General features: G+C 65.3%; 18 protein-coding genes. 9 read left to right on the plus strand and 9 right to left on the minus strand.

Annotated features, from left to right (window positions below):
- The first annotated feature begins 13 nt into the window (after positions 1-13).
- From H9L13_RS10415 to H9L13_RS10425, 3 genes are all read left to right on the plus strand, one after another.
- Positions 14-1,939: a S9 family peptidase gene (locus tag H9L13_RS10415; protein ID WP_187537631.1), complete on the plus strand. Its 1,926-nt coding sequence runs from the start codon at positions 14-16 to the stop codon at positions 1,937-1,939.
- A 352-nt stretch (positions 1,940-2,291) separates the two neighbouring features.
- Positions 2,292-2,834: a L,D-transpeptidase family protein gene (locus H9L13_RS10420; protein WP_187537632.1), complete on the plus strand. Its 543-nt coding sequence runs from the start codon at positions 2,292-2,294 to the stop codon at positions 2,832-2,834.
- Positions 2,835-3,020: 186 nt separating this feature from the next.
- A complete protein-coding gene (locus H9L13_RS10425) occupies positions 3,021-4,325 on the plus strand; it encodes a L,D-transpeptidase family protein (protein ID WP_187537633.1) in 1,305 nt (434 codons plus the stop codon).
- A gap of 6 nt (positions 4,326-4,331) precedes the next feature.
- On the opposite strand, the gene H9L13_RS10430 is transcribed toward H9L13_RS10425, so the two are convergent.
- Both H9L13_RS10430 and H9L13_RS10435 read right to left on the minus strand, forming a co-directional pair.
- Positions 4,332-4,490 carry a hypothetical protein gene (locus tag H9L13_RS10430; RefSeq protein ID WP_187537634.1) on the minus strand — a complete coding sequence of 53 codons (159 nt, stop codon included), beginning with the start codon at positions 4,488-4,490 and terminating at the stop codon, positions 4,332-4,334.
- Positions 4,490-5,662 carry a serine hydrolase domain-containing protein gene (locus H9L13_RS10435; RefSeq protein WP_187537635.1) on the minus strand — a complete coding sequence of 391 codons (1,173 nt, stop codon included), beginning with the start codon at positions 5,660-5,662 and terminating at the stop codon, positions 4,490-4,492. Before H9L13_RS10435 ends, H9L13_RS10430 begins: the two co-directional genes overlap by 1 nt.
- A 171-nt stretch (positions 5,663-5,833) precedes the next feature.
- Between H9L13_RS10435 and H9L13_RS10440 the strand changes: the two genes are divergently transcribed.
- From H9L13_RS10440 to H9L13_RS10455, 4 genes are all read left to right on the plus strand, one after another.
- Entirely contained in the window at positions 5,834-6,118 is a 285-nt protein-coding gene (locus tag H9L13_RS10440) for a lipopolysaccharide assembly protein LapA domain-containing protein (protein WP_187537636.1), read from the plus strand.
- Positions 6,115-6,813, plus strand: a complete 699-nt coding sequence (gene pyrF, locus H9L13_RS10445) for an orotidine-5'-phosphate decarboxylase (protein ID WP_187537637.1) — start codon at positions 6,115-6,117, stop codon at positions 6,811-6,813. Before H9L13_RS10440 ends, pyrF begins: the two co-directional genes overlap by 4 nt.
- 1 nt (position 6,814) lies before the next feature.
- On the plus strand, positions 6,815-7,669 hold the full coding sequence (gene accD, locus H9L13_RS10450) for an acetyl-CoA carboxylase, carboxyltransferase subunit beta (RefSeq protein ID WP_187537638.1): 855 nt from the start codon (positions 6,815-6,817) through the stop codon (positions 7,667-7,669).
- Positions 7,670-7,772: 103 nt separating this feature from the next.
- Positions 7,773-9,068: a bifunctional folylpolyglutamate synthase/dihydrofolate synthase gene (locus tag H9L13_RS10455; RefSeq protein ID WP_187537639.1), complete on the plus strand. Its 1,296-nt coding sequence runs from the start codon at positions 7,773-7,775 to the stop codon at positions 9,066-9,068.
- Here H9L13_RS10455 and H9L13_RS10460 read toward each other — a convergent pair.
- Complete coding sequence (locus H9L13_RS10460) at positions 9,065-10,789, minus strand: AmpG family muropeptide MFS transporter (RefSeq protein ID WP_187537640.1); 1,725 nt, start codon at positions 10,787-10,789, stop codon at positions 9,065-9,067. The two genes, H9L13_RS10455 and H9L13_RS10460, sit on opposite strands and share 4 nt — an antisense overlap.
- A 58-nt stretch (positions 10,790-10,847) precedes the next feature.
- Positions 10,848-11,285: a response regulator gene (locus tag H9L13_RS10465; protein WP_187537641.1), complete on the minus strand. Its 438-nt coding sequence runs from the start codon at positions 11,283-11,285 to the stop codon at positions 10,848-10,850.
- A gap of 80 nt (positions 11,286-11,365) precedes the next feature.
- Between H9L13_RS10465 and H9L13_RS10470 the strand changes: the two genes are divergently transcribed.
- Both H9L13_RS10470 and rsmD read left to right on the plus strand, forming a co-directional pair.
- The gene (locus tag H9L13_RS10470) at positions 11,366-12,109 is read left to right on the plus strand and encodes a pseudouridine synthase (RefSeq protein ID WP_328282553.1); all 744 of its coding nucleotides are present in this window, start codon (positions 11,366-11,368) and stop codon (positions 12,107-12,109) included.
- 128 nt (positions 12,110-12,237) lie between these two features.
- Positions 12,238-12,777: a 16S rRNA (guanine(966)-N(2))-methyltransferase RsmD gene (gene rsmD / locus H9L13_RS10475; RefSeq protein ID WP_187537643.1), complete on the plus strand. Its 540-nt coding sequence runs from the start codon at positions 12,238-12,240 to the stop codon at positions 12,775-12,777.
- Here the strand turns inward: rsmD and H9L13_RS10480 are convergent.
- The 5 genes from H9L13_RS10480 to H9L13_RS10500 form a co-directional block, all read right to left on the minus strand.
- The gene (locus tag H9L13_RS10480; RefSeq protein ID WP_187537644.1) at positions 12,749-13,126 is read right to left on the minus strand and encodes a hypothetical protein; all 378 of its coding nucleotides are present in this window, start codon (positions 13,124-13,126) and stop codon (positions 12,749-12,751) included. The genes rsmD and H9L13_RS10480 overlap by 29 nt on opposite strands.
- Positions 13,127-13,189: 63 nt before the next feature.
- On the minus strand, positions 13,190-15,808 hold the full coding sequence (locus H9L13_RS10485) for a valine--tRNA ligase (protein ID WP_187537645.1): 2,619 nt from the start codon (positions 15,806-15,808) through the stop codon (positions 13,190-13,192).
- A 96-nt stretch (positions 15,809-15,904) separates the two neighbouring features.
- On the minus strand, positions 15,905-16,315 hold the full coding sequence (locus H9L13_RS10490) for a DUF2497 domain-containing protein (protein WP_187537646.1): 411 nt from the start codon (positions 16,313-16,315) through the stop codon (positions 15,905-15,907).
- Between the two features lie 14 nt (positions 16,316-16,329).
- Positions 16,330-17,847 (minus strand): TolC family outer membrane protein, encoded by a 1,518-nt coding sequence (locus H9L13_RS10495; protein WP_235090926.1) that lies wholly within the window; start codon positions 17,845-17,847, stop codon positions 16,330-16,332.
- Between the two features lie 12 nt (positions 17,848-17,859).
- Positions 17,860-18,510: a protein-L-isoaspartate O-methyltransferase family protein gene (locus H9L13_RS10500; RefSeq protein WP_187537647.1), complete on the minus strand. Its 651-nt coding sequence runs from the start codon at positions 18,508-18,510 to the stop codon at positions 17,860-17,862.
- Positions 18,511-18,656 lie beyond the last annotated feature (146 nt).

An 18,656-nucleotide genomic window follows, 5' to 3' on the forward strand; every position in this document is an offset into this window, starting at 1 on the left:
GAGAGGTCCATCCATGCGCGCCTGGCTTGTTGCGTCCCTCCTCCTCACCGCCCCCGTCGCGCTTGCCGCCCAGACCGTGGAAACCCGCACCGTCGGCTCGGCAACGCTCCAAAACGTCCCCGCCATCCCCGCCGACGTGAAGGCGGCGGTGCAGCGTTATCAGAATTACCGTGAGGCAGTATTTCGCGATTGGCTGCCCGACGGGACGATGCTGATTACCACGCGGTTCGGCGCGACAAACCAGGTGCACCGCGTCGCCGCCCCCGGTGCTGCGCGAACGCAATTGACCTTCTTCGAAGAGCCCGTCGCGGGGGCCGAGGTGATCCCGGGCACCAGCCGCTACGTCCTGTCGCGCGATACGGGCGGCGACGAATGGTTTCAGTACTTCGCCACAGGCCCGACGGGCGAGCCCGTTCAGCTGACCGAACCCGGCACGCGCAACCTCTTCAACGTGTTCTCAAAGGACGGGCGCCTCATCGTGTGGAGCCGCGCGACCAAGGGCTCGCCCGATTATGCGATCCTTGCCGCCGACCCCGCAGATCCGACCAGCGGCCGCGTGGTCTTTCAGGGCAAGGGCAGCATCTCCCCCACCGACATCTCAGCGGACAAGCGCCGCGTGCTGATTGGCCGAAACATCTCCAACCGCGAAACGCGGCTGTCGATCCTCGATTTGGCAACCGGCCAAGCGACCGAGCTGCCGTGGACGAGCGAGTCGGCGCGTTACGAAAGTGCGCGCTTCACCCCCGACGGCCGCGGCGTGCTGGTCATCACCGATTACCGCAGCGACCTCCGCCGCCTGGTCGAGATTGACCTTGCCAGTGGAAGCCGGCGGGCGGTGTCGCCCGACCTCAAATGGGACGTCGAAGCCTTCGACATGACCGACGACGGCCGCATCCTCGCCTATGTCGTCAACGAGGACGGCTTTTCGCGACTGCGGTTGATTGACCGCGCGAGCGGGCGCGAGTTGCCGCAGCCGCAGCTGCCCGGCGGGGTGCTGAGCGGCCTTGGGTTCTCGCCCGACGGCTCGAAGCTCGCGCTGAGCATGTCCACCGCACGATCGGCCGGCGATGTCTGGTCGCTGGATGTCGCAAGCGGCACGCTGACCCGCTGGACCAATTCGGAACTGGGCCCGCTCGATCCGAAGACGCTCGCCGAGCCGCAGCTGGTCCGGTTCCCCAGCTTCGACGGGCTTTCGGTCCCCGCCTTCGTCTATCGCCCGGCCGGCATCGCCGCAGGCACGAGGACACCGGTGCTGATCGACATCCACGGTGGCCCGGAAGCGCAGACCCGCCCGATCTGGAACCCCGGCGCGCAATATTTCGCGAACGTGCTCGGTGCGACGGTGATTCTGCCCAACGTCCGCGGCAGCGACGGCTATGGCAAGCGCTACCTCAACCTCGACAATTGGGAAAAGCGCGAGGACAGCGTCAAGGATATCGGCGCACTGCTCGACTGGATCGCCAAGCAGCCCAGCCTCGATGCATCAAAGGTGGCGGTCTACGGCCAGTCCTACGGCGGTTATATGAGCCTGGCGGCGATGACCCATTATTCGAATCGGCTGGTCGGCGGGGTCGAGCGCTACGGCATCAGCGACTTCATCACCTTCCTCAACAACACCGAGGCCTATCGCCGCGACAACCGCCGCGCCGAATATGGCGATGAGCGCGTGCCTGCGATGCGCGCCGTGTTCCAGCGCATCAACCCCCTCGCCAACGTGAAGAAGATCGGCAAGCCGATGCTGGTGATGCAGGGCGCCAACGACCCGCGCGTGCCCAAGTCGGAAAGCGACCAGGTGGTCGCGGAGATCCGCAGGAATGGCGTGGACGCCTGGTACGTCGTCTTTGCCGACGAAGGTCACGGCTTCCTCAAGAAGCCGAACAACGACCTGCGCAGGGAAGTCGAAACCGTCTTCCTGCGGAAACTTTTCGAAGGGCGCTAAGCGCCCGAAGCGGCGTCCGTCAGCCCGCGGAAAGTGCGAAGGCGATTCCTCCGCCGACCACGGCCATCGTCATCAAAAGCGACGCGAAGCGCCACTTGCCGTTGCTCTCGACTTCGTAAGCCATCCAAATCCCCCTTGAAGCGGCCAGTGTAGGCCAAAATCCTTATAACAGTTTTACAGGGCCGCCGTTGGTGAGGATTTTACAAAAAGCGTCGTGAATCGAAACGTTTAGCGTACTAGCGGAGCAGTCCAAGCGCCGTCTTCCTGCCCATTGCCCATGCCAAGAGATGGAACCCGACTCGGGCTCGGTGCATTCTCGCAGCAAAAGTCAACACATAAATTCAGGTGTAAAATGAAGAAGCTAGCCCTTGCGCTGGCGCTGGTCAGTTCGTGCGCCTTCATGGCGCCCCCGGCCGCCGCGCTCGAAACTTACGAAGCCAAGATGGAAGCCAGCGATGCCGCGTCCCAGGCGCGCATCGACATGCTCGAAGCGTTTGGACCAAAGCGTCTCAAACCCGGTCAGTATGTTTGGCGTGACGTGCCTGCGTCCGCGGGTCAGGAACGCGTCGTCGTCAGCCTGTCCGACCAGATGGCTTATCTCTATCGCGGTAGCGAGATGATGGCCGCGACCACCGTGTCGAGCGGGGCGGACAAGACCCCCACTCCTACGGGGATCTTTGCGGTGCTTAACAAGAAACCGATGCACCGGTCGCGCAAGTACGACAACGCGCCCATGCCGCACGCGCAATTCATCGACCAATATGGCGTCGCCTTGCACGCCGGGTTCAACCCGGGCCGCCCCGCCAGTCATGGTTGTGTCCGCCTGCCCGCATCGTTCGCGAAGAAGCTTTTCACCGTCACCGACCTGGGCACGCCCGTCTACATCGGGGCCTGAACTCGCCCCTGATGAGGGCCGCCGGCGCGATCGGTCGCGCGCCGGCGGCTCTTTTATTTCGACTCGATGGAACTTTCCCGACTGTACGATCCCGGGACGGTTCGTCGCATTGTCAACACCTTTTTTTGAACTCGCTGCACTTTTTCGCGTTTAGTCATTCAAACAAAGATTTAGCGAGTTCAAAAAGTGAAAATCCAGATGCTGGCCGGTGCCGCTAGTGCGGCACTGCTCACCCTAGCTACGCCTGCTTCAGGCGCGGGCTACCCTTCCACCGGATCGACTTCGTCCGTCACCGCCAATGCGGTGAGCGGTTCGGTCGAAACCTTTTATGCCCATCAGAACGGGGCTGTTTTGTGGCTTCCCGACGGTGCGGATAGCGCGGCCGCGCGTGAGCTGATCGGCGTGCTCAGCACCGCCGGTATCGACGGTATGGCAAGTGGGCCGGCTCTTGCCGCACAGGCCAACGCCCTGTTGGCGCGCGCCCGCTCGGGCGATCCGGCGGCGCTGAAGAACGCTGAGCGCCTGCTGTCGAACGCATGGGTCATGTACGTCCGCAACCTCCAGCGCGCGCCGGACGGCATGGCGATCGCTGATGGTTGGGCCGCCCCCCGTCAGCAGGGTCCGATCGAAATCCTGCAGCGCGCGGCTGCCGCAAACTCGCTCGTCGCGCATGTTCGTTCGACCAGCGCGGTCAATCCGATCTACGCCGAGCTTCGTCAGGCCGCGATGGCTTCGGGCGGCGCATCAGATCCGCGCGTGCTCGCCAATCTGGCGCGCGTTCGCGCAATGCCCTTCCAGAGCCGCTACGTGATGGTCGATGCCGGCTCGGCCAAGCTGTGGATGGTCGAAAATGGGCAGATCGTCGATTCGATGAAGGTCATCGTCGGCAAGGCCTCGTCGCCGACCCCGATGTTGGCGAGCACGATCTATCGCGCCACTGTCAATCCCTACTGGAACGTTCCGGAAGATCTGGTGCAGAAGCTGATTGCCCCGCGCGTAGTCGATCAGGGCGTCTCCTACCTCAAGAACTTTGGCTACGAAGTGCTGTCGGGCTACGGTGCCGACGCGCAGCCGATCCCGGCGTCGAGCGTCGATTGGAAGGCGGTTGCCGCCGGCCAGACGGTGGTCAAGGTTCGCCAGCTTCCGGGCCCGGGCAATTCGATGGGCCAGGTGAAGTTCGGCTTTCCCAATGCGAATGACGTCTTCCTGCACGACACGCCGAAGAAGGATCTGTTCGCGCAGGCCAGCCGCGACCTGAGCAATGGCTGCATTCGCCTGGAAGATGCCGAAAAGCTCAGCCGCTGGTTGCTTGGCAGCGCGCCGGTCGCGACGTCGAGCGCGCCGGAACAGCATGTGCTTCTGCCCAAGCCGGTGCCGATCTACGTCACTTATCTGACGGCGCGCGCCGAGGGCGGGCAGCTGAGCTTCGCCAAGGATGTGTACGGCCGTGATGGCCGCGATGGATCGACCGCGATCGCGTCGCTTCGGTAAGATCGGTTAGCGGCTGGCGCGACGTCCCCCGCCGCCAGCCGCATCCCCGTTTCCGCTCTCGCTTTCGGTTTCCGCGTTCGCTGCCACAACCTGGCCCGGCGACCGCGGTGCGCGCGAATCCAGTTCAAGCCAGTCGCGGAACGGCAAGCGATAGACCATGTCCATCACTTCAAACTCCAATCCCCCGGCTGGTTGGTATTACTGTTCCAAAGCGCAACGACGCCGCTCTTTTTCTGCGGGTCGAACATGATCAGCGCGCGATAGCCATTGATTCCGCCGCGGTGCCCAATGACGCGATGCCCGGCGTAGTTGTAGCTGCGCCAGCCATAACCGTACCAGGCGGTCTTGATCCGTTCGAGGAACTTGCGCAGCCGCATCCGCTCGCCCGGCGTCTTCACGTATGGTGCGTGGATGATCTTCAGCAACTGCGGATCGAGGACAGCGGGCATCTCCCCCATTTGCGCGACCATCCACAACGTCAAATCCTTGATGTTGCTGTTGACGCCGCCCGCCGCCGGCACCTTGTAATAGGTATCGACCAGCCGCAGCTCGCGACCGCCGGTGCCGTGCGGACGTGCCCAACTCCTGTTCGCCGTGAGCGCGGGCAGCGACATGCTGGCGCTGGTCATGCCGATGGGGTTGAACAAATGCTGCTTGACCGCCTGCTCGTAGGTCTGGCCGGTGGCGTCCGCGACAATGTCGCTCGACGCGTCGAAGGCGATATTCTGATATGACCAGCAGGTCCCGGGCGCACAAGTCAGGTTCAGCTGGCCGAGCGACTGGCGGAGGATGTGGGGATCCATCCCTTCTTCCAGCTTGTTGTCATAGGCGTTGCGGTAAAGGCCGACGCGGTGGGACAGCAGATGGCCGACGGTGGCGCTATATTCCGCCTGCGCGGGAAGCTTGAGGCCCGGCGCGTAATTAACCACCGGGGCGTCGAGCTGGACCTTGCCTTGCTGCGCCAGCTTGGTGACCATTGTCCCGGCAACGCCCTTGGATATCGAGGCCCAGCGAAACACGGTCTCGGGCGTCACTGGCTGGCCTGAACCTTCCAGGGTTTCGCCGTAGCCGCGAAGGAAAGTGATGCGGCCGTTTTCGACCACGCCCACCGCCAGGCCGACCATCGCCGGCTTGGTCATCAGTTGCTGCAGCCGTTGGTCGAGCAGTGCATAGTCGACATCGCGGCGCGCAGCGGTCGAGACGGCGGCGAACTTGAGATTGGCCTGCGCGACCTTTTGTGCTTCGTCCTGCTGCGCGGTCTCCGGGCGCATGGCAAGCAGCGACGCGCCCATCAACAGGACGAACGCGCCCAACCCGTATTTATGCGCTCTCTGCAAATTCGCCTCTCCCCGCCCCAACCTTTGTGTGGCGGGCACGGGGACGGCCCTCAACGTTGCTTGGCCGTGCCTGCGACGAGCCGATTCCCTGGCGCGACGAACGCATTGACCCCTTGCGTCTGGCCTTGGGCCGAGCCGTCGCTTAAAGGCGCCCTTGGGAGCAAAGGGCAGATGCAATTTCTGAAGACATTGTTCTGGGTGCTGCTCGCAGTGGTGCTGGTCCTGTTCGGCACGCGCAACTGGGCAGACGTCACGCTCAACCTGTGGGGTGATATTCAGGCGGATATCAAGATCCCGCTCTTGCTGCTGATTGTCTTCCTGCTCGGACTCATCCCCACCTGGCTGGTGATGCGGGCGCGCATGTGGTCGACCAACCGCCGCATTGAGGCGCTCGAGCGTCATCAGGCAACAGCGGCCGAGAGCGTGGCACCGGCCAGTGAAGGACCCGTAATTTGAACCCGATTTTCGTCGCCATCGATACGACCGACGTCCATCGCGCCGCGGCCCTGGCGCGCGACCTCACAGGCGCCATCGGCGGGGTGAAGCTTGGCCTCGAATTTTTCTGCGCTAACGGCCACGAAGGCGTCCTTCGCCTGGCCGAGCGCGAGCTTCCGGTGTTCCTCGACCTCAAGCTTCACGACATTCCCAATACGGTCGGCAAGGCGGTGCGCGCGCTTGCACCGCTCGAGCCTGCCATCCTCACAGTGCACGCCGCCGGCGGCCGCGCGATGCTCGCCGCGGCGAAGGAGGCGGCACCTGCAGGCACCAAGGTGGTTGCAGTCACCGTGCTCACCAGCCTTGACCGGTCGGACCTTGCCGACTGCGGCATCGGCGGATCGCCGGTCGAGCAGGTCGAGCGACTAACGGCGCTTGCGAAGAGCGCCGGGGTCGATGGCATCGTCTGTTCCGGCGCCGAAGTCGCCGCCGCGCGGGCGGCCTGGCCGGACGGCTTCTTCGTCGTCCCCGGCATTCGCCCCGACGGCGCCGAGACCGCCGACCAGAAACGCGTCGTCACGCCGCGCCAGGCGTTGGACGACGGAGCGTCGATCCTGGTTATCGGCCGTCCGATCACCGGAGCGACGCGGCCTGGCGAGGCCGCATCTGAAATTGCCGCGAGCTTGCGCCGCGCGGCCGACCAGTGGGACAAGTGAAATGAGTTGGCTGAGCCGCGTCCGCAACGGAATCCCTTTCCTGCCCAAACGGCAGACCGCGGACAATCTTTGGCACAAGTGCCGCAAGTGCGGGACGTTGGTCTTCGTCAAGGAATGGGAAGACAATTACAGCGTCTGCCCGCGCTGCGATTATCATGACCGGATCGGCCCCAAGACGCGTTTCGAACATCTATTCGACGGCGGCAAATATGAACTGCTGCCCGCGCCCGAGGTGCGCGAAGACCCGCTCAAGTTCCGCGACACCAAGCGCTACACGGATCGCCTCAAGGCCGCGCGAAGCGCGACCGAGGAGCGTGACGCGCTGCTCAACGCGGCGGGCGCGATCGACGGCCATGCGGTAGTGATCGGCGTGCAGGACTTCGCCTTCATGGGCGGGTCGATGGGGGTCGGCGTCGGCGCCGCCTTCGTCGCCGGCGTGAGGGCGGCAGTCGAGCGTAAGTGCCCATACATTCTGTTCACCGCCGCGGGCGGCGCACGCATGCAGGAGGGAATCCTGTCGCTAATGCAGATGCCGCGCACCACGGTCGCGCTCGCCGACCTGCGCGATGCCGGCCTGCCCTATATCGTCGTCCTGACCGATCCGACGACGGGCGGAGTCACCGCGTCCTATGCGATGCTTGGCGACGTCCAGATCGCCGAGCCGGGCGCGCTGATCGGTTTTGCAGGACAGCGCGTGATCGAACAGACGATCCGCGAGAAACTGCCCGAAGGCTTCCAGCGCGCCGAATATCTGCTCGAACATGGCATGATCGACATGGTCGTCCCGCGCAGCGAGCTTAAGGAACGGCTGGCGCTGCTGGTATCGTACTTGACGCCTCAGAAGCGGGCGGCGTGAGCATTCTCCCCCTTCCGCTTGCGGGAGGGGGTCGGAGGGTAGGCCTGTCACGGGCTGGCCTTCGACAGGCCCTCCTCAACCCCTCCGGCAAGCGGGAGGGGCTTTGATGGACTTCGCCACCTCCACCGACCCGACCGTCCAGGCCCAGCTCGACCGGCTGCCCAAGGCCTCCTCCGCCGGGGACATCCTGACCCTCGACCGGATCCGCGAGCTATGCGCGCGGCTCGGCAACCCGCAGGACCGCCTGCCGCCCGTCTTCCATGTCGCCGGAACCAACGGCAAGGGATCGACCATCGCCTGGCTGCGTGCGTCGATCGAAGCGGCGGGCGGGACGGTTCACGCTTACACCTCGCCCCACCTCGTCCGCTTCAACGAGCGTATCCGGATTGCCGGACGACTGATCGAGGATCGCGAGCTTGCGCCCTTGCTCGAACACGTGATCGACGCCGGAGAAGGGCTCGACGCCAGTTTCTTCGAGGTCGCGACCGCCGCTGCGTTCGTCACTTTCTCCCGGACGCCGGCCGACGCGGCGTTAATCGAGGTTGGACTCGGTGGCCGGCTCGACGCGACCAATGTCGTTAGCCCCGTGATCACCGGCATTTCGACGATCGGCATCGACCATGCGCATATCCTTGGCGACACGCTCGAACAGATTGCCTTCGAAAAGGCCGGCATTGCCAAGCCGGGAGTCCCATTGGTGACGCGGATATGGAAGGGATCGGGACCGGGTGCCGTGATCGCCGCCCACGCCGCCGATGTCGGCGCACCGCTGGAATATCGGTTCAATGTCGAACTGGACCGCGGCGTGAACCGCTATATCGACCGCTTCGGCGAAATCGAGGTGCCGCCGGGCGCCCTCACCCATCAACTCGGCAACTGGGGACTTGCGACGGCCATGTTGCGTCATCAATCGACGGTGACGGCATACGATCCCGTCAAGGCCCCCGAGCTTTTCGACTGGCCGGCGCGCTTACAGCGGCTCACTGGACCGCTCGTCGAAGGCCTCCCCTGCCCCGTAACGCTGGATGGCGCGCACAATGCGCAGGGCGCGGAAGCGCTTGCAATGCGATGGATGGACTGGTTTCGGGGCGAGCGGGGGTATGTGCTGATGGCCGGCATCCTCGCCAATCGCGAGCCGGAAGCACTCCTCGGCCCTTTTGCCGGCATCGTCGAGCGCTTCATCGCACTACCCATCCCCGGCCATGACCACCACGACCCCGAAGCGCTTGCGGCGATCGCCGACCGGCTGTTGGGGCGGTCCGACAGCATCGCGGCTCCGTCCATCGAGGAAGCCTTCGCGGCTCTCCGCGCCATGCAGCCCACGACCGGCACCATCGTGATGGGATCGCTTTATCTGGCGGGCGAAATCCTCCGCCTGAGCGGCCAGATCCCGGACTAGGCCGTGTCGCCCTCGACGGCCTTCGCCGCGTCGGCCTGCAGCACCGGTCCGTTCGCCGCGCGATGGCGGTCGGCCCACGCCTGGCGCATCCATTCGAGGAGGACAAACCCGACCGCGATCAGCCCGATCGCCGCGCACAGCATGAACACCGGCGCATAGCCGATTTGCTCGATCCGCTCGCCAATCGCCGCCCGGCCAAGCGACCCGACGAGGAAGGTCAGCGATGACAGCAAGGCATATTGCACCGCGCTGAATTCGCGGCTGGTGATCGACGACAGATATGCGACGAACGCTGCCCCGGCGAGGCCGGCGGCGATATTCTCGCCCGAGATGGCGATCAGCAGCCGCACCATCCGCAAGTCCTGCCCGAACGCGTCGAGCCCGAAGGTGCGCGCGAAGGCATCGATATATGGCGCACCCGAAGCGAGGTCGGCGTAGAGCAAATTGCTAGCGGCCGCGACGATTGCCCCAATGAGCAAGGTCGGCATCCGCCCCAGCGTCGCAAACAAGGTCGCGCCGAGCGCAATCCCCGCCATGGTCATGAACACGCCGAAGATCTTCGACGCAAACGCCACTTCGTCGCCGGTGTACTGCAGCTCTTCGAGATAGAAGGGGAAGGCGTAGCTGCCCCAGATAAGGTCGGTGATGCGGTAGGACAGGATGAGGCCGATGACGATGATCACGCCCCAGCCGATCCGCCGCACCAGCTCCGACAAAGGCAGGATCAGCGCCGAATAAGCGTGATCCGCGGTCCGCTCGGACGCGGTCACCGCGGGGTCGTCGCTGGTCAGCAGATGCTGCCCGCGCGACTGCATCCAGTTGAGCACCGCCGCGACGATCGCGGGCACGATCACTGTCGCGGCCACGATCCACGGCCCGTAAAGCTTGGTGAAGTCGCCGACCGACGGCGGCTTGCCCGTCGCCGGGTCAACCGACCCGCCGAGCATCGTCACCATGAAGCTGCCAACCATATAAATCGCCCACGTCCAGCCAATGGCGACCACGACCAGGCCGATCAGCCGGTATTTGGGGTCGAGCGCCCCCCGACTGCGCAACGCGGTCTGCTCGATCTCGCGTTCCAGCCGTGGCGTGTCGGGCGCCATCAGGGTGGCGATGATAGTCAGCGCCATGAACCCGCCCATCACGGCATAAACCGTGGGCCAGTCCATGCGTTCGGACAGCACGAGCGCAAGCGCGCCGCCGATCAGTGCCGCGATGCGGTAACCGAACTGGTAGATGGAAGAGAGAATCTCGACCGGCGCTTTCTCGTCCGCGACGTCGATGCGCCAGGCATCGATCACCACATCTTGCGTGGCGGAAGAAAAGGCGCCGATCACCGCAATCAGCGCAAACGTGCCGAGCGCCAGCCGCGGGTCGGACAGCGCCAGCCCGAAGAAGGTCAGTGTCAGCAGCAGCTGGCACAACAAAAGCCAGCTGCGCCGCCGCCCGAGCCTTTCGAGCCCCGGAAGCTTCACCCGGTCGACCAGCGGCGACCACAGGAACTTGAAAGCATAGGCCAGTCCGATCCACGACAGCACGCCGATCGTCGCCAGGTCGATCTTCCATTCGCCCAGCCAGGCGTTGAGCGTGCCAATCAGCAGCGTGTAGGGAAGCCCCGCAGCGAAGCCGAAGACGAGCATGATCGCCGTCTTGCGGTTCTTCAGCGCAACCTTGAGCAGCTGCCAGCCCTTGGGCTTTTCCTGTGCGTGTGCGTCGGCCATTCACCCTCCCGTCGAGGGCGCCATGCTAGCAACAACGCGGCGAGAGGCTAGTGCCCGCCTACTTCTGCTCGTCGTCGTGAAGGAACAGTTCGAGGCCCTTGAACGGCTTCACCTTCTGCCGCTGAAGGTGCTTGTCGACCGCTTCGATCGCCTTGCACAATTGCCGTTCCGAATAAGGCTTGGTCAGGCAGCCGACGGCAATTTCGGCTGCGCCCGGGTAGGGATGACCGGTTGCGAACAGGGTCGGCACGCCGCGCTTCTTGGCCTCCTTCGCCAGTTCGATCCCGGTTTGCTGCTTGCGCAGTCGAACGTCGCTAAGGATCAGATCGATCTGCTCGCGCTTGAGCACGTCGAGCGCCTCGTCCAGATCATCCACCGTCGCGACGATTTCATAGCCGGCATCGCCGAGGAAATTCTCGTTGTCGAAAGCCGTCAGCGGCTCGTCCTCGACGATGAGGATACGCTTGACGATTTGCTTCCGCTTGCCGAACAGCATGGAATACCCCGCAAATGACCGTCCCACCGCAACGAACGAACCCTAAACGGGTGCCGCGCCGGCGCAAGAGCAGCACAGCTGTGCCCGCCGCGCCACAGCGCGAGGGCGGCGAGCAGCGCATCGCTAAATTACTCGCCCGCGCCGGAATCGCCTCGCGGCGGGAGATCGAGCGGATGATCGCCGACGGGCGAATCGCGCTTAACGGTGAAAAGATCACCACCCCCGCGACCCTGCTCCACGACGTCACCGGCGTTACCGTTGACGGCCGTCCCGTCCGCCCGCCCAAGGCGACCCGGCTTTATCGCTTTCACAAGCCGCAGCGCGCGCTGACCGCCGAGTTCGATCCCAAGGGCCGCCGGACAATTTACGACGTGCTGCCGCCGGGGCTGCCGCGGCTGGTGCCGGTCGGGCGCCTCGATTTCATGACTGAGGGGCTGCTCCTCCTCACCAACGACGGCGAACTCAAGCGCCAGCTCGAGCTGCCGCGTACCGGGGTCGTGCGCACCTATCGCGCGCGTGCTTACGGCGAAATCACCCAGGACCAGCTGGAAAGCCTGGCCGAGGGCTTCACCATCGAAGGCGTCCGCTACGGATCGATCAACGCCAACCTCGAGCGCAGCTCGGGCCGCAACCGCTGGATCGAGATGAGCCTGACCGAAGGCAAGAACCGCGAAGTCCGGCGCGTGCTCGAACATCTCGGCCTGCAGGTCTCGCGGCTCATTCGCACGTCCTACGGCCCGCTCTCGCTGGAAGGGCTTTCGCCCGGCGCAGTCGACGAGGTGGCGCAGGACGAGCTCGTCGAATTCCGAAGGACCTTGAAGTGACATCCCCCCACGAGTTCGTGGGGAGGGGGACCATCCGCAGGATGGTGGAGGGTTCTTTCTAGGGCTGAAGAACCCCTCCACCGCCTGCGGCGGTCCCCCTCCCCGGCAACTGCCGGGGAGGACGTCGTATGAGGATCATCGCCGGCCGTTGGCGGGGGCGCACGATCGAAGCGTCCTCGGGGCTCGCCACCCGCCCGACCGCCGACCGCACGCGCGAAACCTTGTTCTCCATGCTCACCAGCCGCCTTGGCAGCTTCGAGCATTTGCGCGTCGCCGACCTGTTCGCGGGCAGCGGCGCGCTCGGCCTCGAAGCCATGTCGCGCGGCGCGGCGCACGTTACCTTCGTCGAGAGTGATGCCGCCGCATTGGCGATCCTCAAACGCAACGCCGCCAAGCTGGACGCGGAAGTGCAAATCCTCGGCGGCTCGGCGCTGAGTCTTCCGAAAAGCGAACCGTTCGACCTGATCCTCGCCGACCCGCCTTATGGTGACGGATCGGGCACGTCAGCGATCGAATCCGTCCTACGCGCCGAATGGCTCGCGCCGGGCGGGTGGCTGAGCGTCGAAACCGGCCGGGGCGAAATCGTCGACCCCGGCGGGCTCATCGTTGATGCCGAGCGGAACGTCGGCAAGGCCAAGCTTACGCTTTTGCGCCGCCCTGGGATTTAGCGTTCGACGCCTTCTTGATCTCGTCGAACTCGTTGCTCAGGCGGCGTCCGATCGCGCCCGCCGCGGCCTTGCCGGCTTCCTTGACGGCCTTGCTCGTGCGCTGACGGCCCGATCCCGACTTGTTGAAGCCATGTTCGGCAAGCGCGGCCAGCGCAGCGGTGGCGGCAACGGCGAGCAGGTCGGCAACCAGTGGGCTTTGCAGCAGGTTGATGAAGGCGTCGCCGGCGGTCGAGCTGCTGCCGCCGCTCGAACGTCCGCTGCTGCGCGCAGCTTGCGGCTTGCGCGTCGCGGTTTTCGCGGCCGCCGGCTTGCGCGTCGTTCCGCCGGTCTTCGTCGTTTGCCTCGCCATGTGAAAAATTCTCCTGCCTTCAAGACTTGGAACGCTTAACTCCGCGGGGGCCGGGCGTATCCATCAGCCCAGGCGTTCGAGCGCGGCACGCAGCCGCTCGGCCTCGGCCGCCTTGGCCGCATGGTCCGCGCGTGCCTTCTCGACCGCCTCGGGCTTGGCGCGCTCCGTAAAGGCCGAATTGCCGAGCCGCTGCGCAAGGCTGTCGCGCTCCTTTTCCGCAGCCTCGGCGCCTTTCGCGAGCCGCGCTTTTTCAGCACCAAGATCGATGACGCCTTCAAGCGGCAGCGCGAACGTTGCCTCGCCGACCACGACCTGCGCCGCGCCCGCGCCATCGAAGCGCGACAACTGAATCGAATCCAGCCGCGCCAGTCGCGACAGCGTCTGGTGCTGCCGATCGAGCCGCGCGCCGGTGTCGTCTGAGGCATCCGTGGCGAAGAGGTGCAGCTTGGCGGATGGCGGGACGTTCAGCTCGGTCCGCGCCGAGCGAACCTCGCTGACCAGTTCGATCAGCCATTCGACCTCCGCCTTGGCGTCGGGATCGACCGCCGCCTCGGGCGCCGGCCATTTGGCAATGATGAGCTCGTATGGCCGCTCATTGGAACCCCAAAGCTCCTCGGTAATGAAGGGCATCATAGGGTGGAGCATGACCAGGATCTGGTCGAAGGCCCAAGCCGCTACGCGTTTGGTCTCCTCGTCGAACGCGCCCTTCACCAGCTCGACATACCAATCGCAGAAGGTGCCCCAGGTGAAGTGATAAATGGCGTCGGCCATCTCGTCGAAGCGCAGCTCGGCGAACGCCTTGTCGAGCTTGGCGAGCGTCTCGACCACCTCGCCGATGATCCAGCGGTTGACCGGCAGCGTCGCCTCGGGCGCTGCGATAGTTTGGCTCGCGCCGACGCCGTTCATCTGCAGGAAGCGGGCGGCGTTCCACAGCTTGGTCGCGAAGTTGCGATAGCCCTCGACCCGCTTCTCATCGAGCTTGATGTCGCGCCCCTGGCTTTCCATCGCCGCCATGGTGAAGCGCAAAGCGTCCGCGCCATATTTGTCGATCAAGCCGAGCGGATCGACCGTATTGCCCTTCGACTTGGACATCTTCTGGCCCTTGGCGTCACGCACCAGCCCATGGAGGTAGAGGGTGCGCCACGGCACCTCGCCCATGAACTCCATCCCCTGCATCGCCATCCGCGCATCCCAGAAGAACAGGATATCGAAGCCGGAAATGAGCAGGTCGTTGGGATAATGGCGCTTGAGGTCTTCGGTCTCCTCCGGCCAGCCGAGCGTCGCGAACGGCCACAGCGCGGATGAAAACCAGGTGTCGAGCACGTCTTCGTCCTGGCGGAGCGGCCGATCACCCGCCTGCGCCCGCGCTTCTTCTTCGGTTTCGGCGACGAACACGGTGCCGTCTTCCGCAAACCACGCCGGAATCCGGTGCCCCCACCACAGCTGACGCGACACGCACCACGGCTGGATGTTCTCGAGCCAGTGATACCAGGTCTTCGCCCAGCTTTCGGGCACGATCTTGATCTCGCCTGACTTGGTCGCCGCCGCCACCCGCTCGGCGAGCGGCCTGACGTCCACATACCATTGATCGGTCAGCCACGGCTCGATCACCACGCCCGATCGGTCGCCGTAAGGCGTCGGAATCGTGCGGTCCTCGACCGCCACCAGCGCGCCTTCGGATTCGAGCAGCTCAACGACCCGTTTGCGCGCCTCCTCGCGCGTCAGGCCGATCAGGTCGGCCGGGAGCAGCCCGTCCTGCGTCTGCACCACGCGCGCCTGCCCGTCGAACATGTTGAGCATGTCGCGCGGCGCGAAACCGGCACGCTTGCCGACCTCGAAATCGTTGAAGTCATGGCCCGGGGTAATCTTGACCGCGCCGCTCCCCAGTTCCGGGTCGGCATGTTCGTCCGCCACGACCGGGATCAGCCGCCCGGTGATCGGATGCTTGATCTGCTTGCCGATGATCGCCGCGTAGCGCGCATCTTCGGGATGCACCGCGACCGCCATGTCGGCGAGCATCGTCTCGGGCCGCGTCGTGGCGACCTCGATCGCGCCCGAGCCGTCTTCCAGCGGGTAGCGCAGGGTCCAGAATTTGCCCTGGACATCGCGCGTTTCGACCTCAAGGTCGCTGATCGCGGTCTGGAACTTGGGGTCCCAGTTGACCAGGCGCTTGTCGCGATAGGCGAGCTTGCGGTTGTACAGCTCGACGAACACCTTGGTCACCGCGCGGCAAAATCCGTCGTCCATGGTGAAGCGTTCGTTCGACCAGTCCATCGAACAGCCGAGCCGCCGCAGCTGGCGCGTGATCTGCCCGCCGCTCTCCTCCTTCCACTCCCAGACTTTGGCGATGAAATCGTCGCGGCTGTAATTGGTGCGCTTGTCCTGCCGCTCCTCGAGCTGGCGTTCGACCACCATTTGCGTGGCGATCCCGGCATGGTCCATGCCCACCACCCACATCGCGTCCTTGCCGAGCATCCGCTGGTGGCGCGTGGCGATGTCCTGAAGCGTGTTGTCGAGCGCATGCCCGATATGGAGCGATCCGGTGACGTTGGGCGGCGGATTGACGATCGTCCACGGCTCCGCGTCGGAGCGCTCGGGCCGGAACAGCCCACGTTCTTCCCAATGCGCATACCAGCGATCCTCGATCGCGCGGGGTTCGAAGGTCTTTGGGAGTTCGCTCATGGTGGGGCGGTTAGCGGGCTTTTTTTGTCATTGCGAGCAGAGCGAAGCAATCCACGCATGGATTGCCGTGTCGCCTGCAGCTCCTCGCAATGACGGTTAAACCGGCTTCCCCGTGATCCGGGAAATCTCGCGCTTCACATGTTCGCCGACGATCTGCGGCAGATGCTCGTCGAGCCATTGCTTGAGGATCGGGCGCAGCATTTCGCGCACCACTTCCTCCAGCGGGTTGACCTGCGGCGCCGCGGGCACGCTTGCGGCGATGGTCGTCAGCTCCTCGAGCGCCTGGCGGCTTTGGCCGGCGACGCTTTCGTCCACCAGCGGAGGGCCGAGGTCGGCGGGCGGGGCTAGCGGTTCGCTAAGTTCGAGCACATCGTCATCCTCGGCGCTGTCCGCCTGCATGTCGGCGGGCGTCACGGGCGGCGAGCGCAGCTCTTTTTCCTCGGCGATCACTTTCTTGATCGAGGCGAGGATGTCTTCCATCGAGGGTTCGCGACCGGGCGATTGCATGGCCGCGATATTGCTTATTGCGGCGGCTGAGTCACCCCTGACGTGGTCACCGGCTCGATCAGGGTGCGGCCGGTGACATCGGGCGTGACGATCGGCTGCGCGGGCAATTCGACCGGGTCGACGGTGCGCGTAGCGGTTGCCGGGCGGCGCGGGTCGGACGCCCAGTCGTTCCAGCTGCCCGCGACGCGGCGGTAATTGCCGAGCGGGTCGTAGAGCGGCCCGCCGTCGAGCCCGAGGTCGCGAGCTTCGGCCTGGCCCATCGCATTGAGCAGCTGGAAACCGGCGACGTACGCATCGCGCCGCGCGGTCACGAGCAGCACCTGCGAATTGAGCAATTCCTGCTCGGCATTGAGGACGTCGAGGACGGTGCGTGTGCCGACGCTCTGCTCGGCGCGGGCGCCCTCCAGCGCGAGTTCGTTGGCGCGCACCGCCACCGTATTCGATTCGATCGCCTGCACGGCGGCGCGATAGGTGGCAAAGGCCGAGCGTGTGGTCGAGACGACCGCACGTTCGGTACCGACGACCTGTTCAACCAGCTGGCCCTCGGCGGCTTGCGCCTGCCGCGTGCGGGCCGCCGGCAGTCCGCCCTGGAAGATCGGAATGCGCGAGTTGAGGCCGATGCTGGTTTCCGTACCGGCACGCGGAAAGGACTCGCCGGTCACGGGATCGCTGCCGTTCGATCCACCGAGCGCATTGACATAGGTGCCGCTGGCGACGCCCGACACGGTCGGAAGCCGCCCCGCCTGCGCCACTCGGACATCGAAGCGCGCGGCGTTGGCCTGGCGGGTAATCGCAATCAAGTCGGGATTGTTGTTGAGCGCCACGCGCACCGCTTCCTCGGCGGTGGCCGGGAGCGGCGGGAGCGGCGGCGGCGGAGCCAGCTGGCCGGGCGGGCGCCCGATCACGCGGCGATAATTGGCCTCGGAGGCGGTTAGCACACCCTGCGTCGTCACCAGGCGCGAGCGCTGCAGTTCGAGCCGGGCTTCGGACTGGGCGACGTCGGTCCGGGTCAAATCGCCAATCTCGAACCGGTCGCGCGTGGCTTCGAGGTTGGTGGTCAGGACGCGCACCTGGTTCTGGTTGAGCTCGACAATCGCGCGATCGCGAATCACGTCCATGTAGGCGGCGACTGCCTCCGTGAAGACATCGCCTTCGACCGCGCGGAGAGTCGCGCGCCCGGCTTCGACCCGGGTTTCCGCGGCGCGGATCGAATTGCGAACGCTGCCGCCGTTGAACAACGGATAGCTGAAGTCGACCCCGCCGCTTAGCGTCGGACCCTTGTTCGTACCGGTATCGAGGATGCCGCTGCGGGTAAGGTCTCGATTCAGTCCGACCGTGCCGCTGACCGACGGCCGGCCCGCGGCGCGTGCGATGGCCACTGCGGCGTCCGTCCCGCGAAGCGCCTCGCGCTGTCCGGTCAGCGTCGGGTTCGATCGATAGGCCGAAATCAGCGCTTCGCGCAGCGTGTCGGCCGAAGCCGTCCCTGCCATGAGCGCGGCCAGGATGCCGGCCGAAAGGATTTTGCGATACACGAGACCCAACCCCTAGAAAGTGAATGCCTTCGCCTGGGCGAACCCGGGGAGCGGCGGAACGCCGGCATCGCCGATCGATCGATGCCCGAACGACCCGCCGGACTTGAGCCCGACGATGAGCCGCGTGATCCCACGGTCGATCAGCGCCGTGCCGAGACGGCCGCCCTCGGCGAGTTGCTGGACGATCGCTTCGGGAATGTGGGGGACCGCGCCGTCGATCAGGATGAGATCATACGGCGCGCCCGCGGCGTGGCCCGCATCGAGCGGACCGCTGACGACGTCGATGCCGGCGTCCTTCGCATGCGCGGCGAGTTCATCGTCCGATTCCACCGCCGTCACGTCGACGCCCATCGCGCCGAGGATTGCGGCCGCGTAGCCGGTACCCGCCCCGATCACGAGCGCGCGCTCGCCCTTCACCGGCATCAGGCCTTGAAGAAGTTGCGCGAACGCGGCCGGCGCCGACAGAAACCGCCCGTTGCCGATCGTCACCGCGCGGTCGACATAAGCCAGTGGACGCGAATGCGACGGCAGGAAGTTCTCGCGCTCGATCGACCCCATGGCGTCGATGACGCCGCGATCGGTCACCCCCTGCGGGCGCAACTGATTGTCGATCATGGCGCGGCGGGCGGCACCAAAGTCGGGTATGGGGGATTGCGCAGTCATAGCTGTTATATGCCAGTAATACACCTGAGGTTCAAGCCCGCGCCGGGCGAAATCCCGCGCGCGATCGTGGATCCGTCCTTATCGGGCAGCGGCGCGCCAGCCAACCGCCATTGGTCGAACGAAACGTCCTCCCGAGCGATGCGTGC

It is taken from the genome of Sphingomonas lutea, from assembly GCF_014396785.1.
GTDB lineage: Bacteria > Pseudomonadota > Alphaproteobacteria > Sphingomonadales > Sphingomonadaceae > Sphingomicrobium > Sphingomicrobium luteum.

Coding starts and splice junctions, on each gene's coding strand:
- H9L13_RS10415 (WP_187537631.1), top strand. CDS start 14: ATGCGCGCCTGGCTTGTTGCGTCCCTCCTCCTCACCGCCCCCGTCGCG.
- H9L13_RS10420 (WP_187537632.1), top strand. CDS start 2,292: ATGAAGAAGCTAGCCCTTGCGCTGGCGCTGGTCAGTTCGTGCGCCTTC.
- H9L13_RS10430 (WP_187537634.1), bottom strand. CDS start 4,490: ATGGACATGGTCTATCGCTTGCCGTTCCGCGACTGGCTTGAACTGGAT.
- H9L13_RS10440 (WP_187537636.1), top strand. CDS start 5,834: ATGCAATTTCTGAAGACATTGTTCTGGGTGCTGCTCGCAGTGGTGCTG.
- accD (WP_187537638.1), top strand. CDS start 6,815: ATGAGTTGGCTGAGCCGCGTCCGCAACGGAATCCCTTTCCTGCCCAAA.
- H9L13_RS10460 (WP_187537640.1), bottom strand. CDS start 10,789: ATGGCCGACGCACACGCACAGGAAAAGCCCAAGGGCTGGCAGCTGCTC.
- H9L13_RS10465 (WP_187537641.1), bottom strand. CDS start 11,285: ATGCTGTTCGGCAAGCGGAAGCAAATCGTCAAGCGTATCCTCATCGTC.
- rsmD (WP_187537643.1), top strand. CDS start 12,238: ATGAGGATCATCGCCGGCCGTTGGCGGGGGCGCACGATCGAAGCGTCC.
- H9L13_RS10480 (WP_187537644.1), bottom strand. CDS start 13,126: ATGGCGAGGCAAACGACGAAGACCGGCGGAACGACGCGCAAGCCGGCG.
- H9L13_RS10485 (WP_187537645.1), bottom strand. CDS start 15,808: ATGAGCGAACTCCCAAAGACCTTCGAACCCCGCGCGATCGAGGATCGC.
- H9L13_RS10490 (WP_187537646.1), bottom strand. CDS start 16,315: ATGCAATCGCCCGGTCGCGAACCCTCGATGGAAGACATCCTCGCCTCG.
- H9L13_RS10500 (WP_187537647.1), bottom strand. CDS start 18,510: ATGACTGCGCAATCCCCCATACCCGACTTTGGTGCCGCCCGCCGCGCC.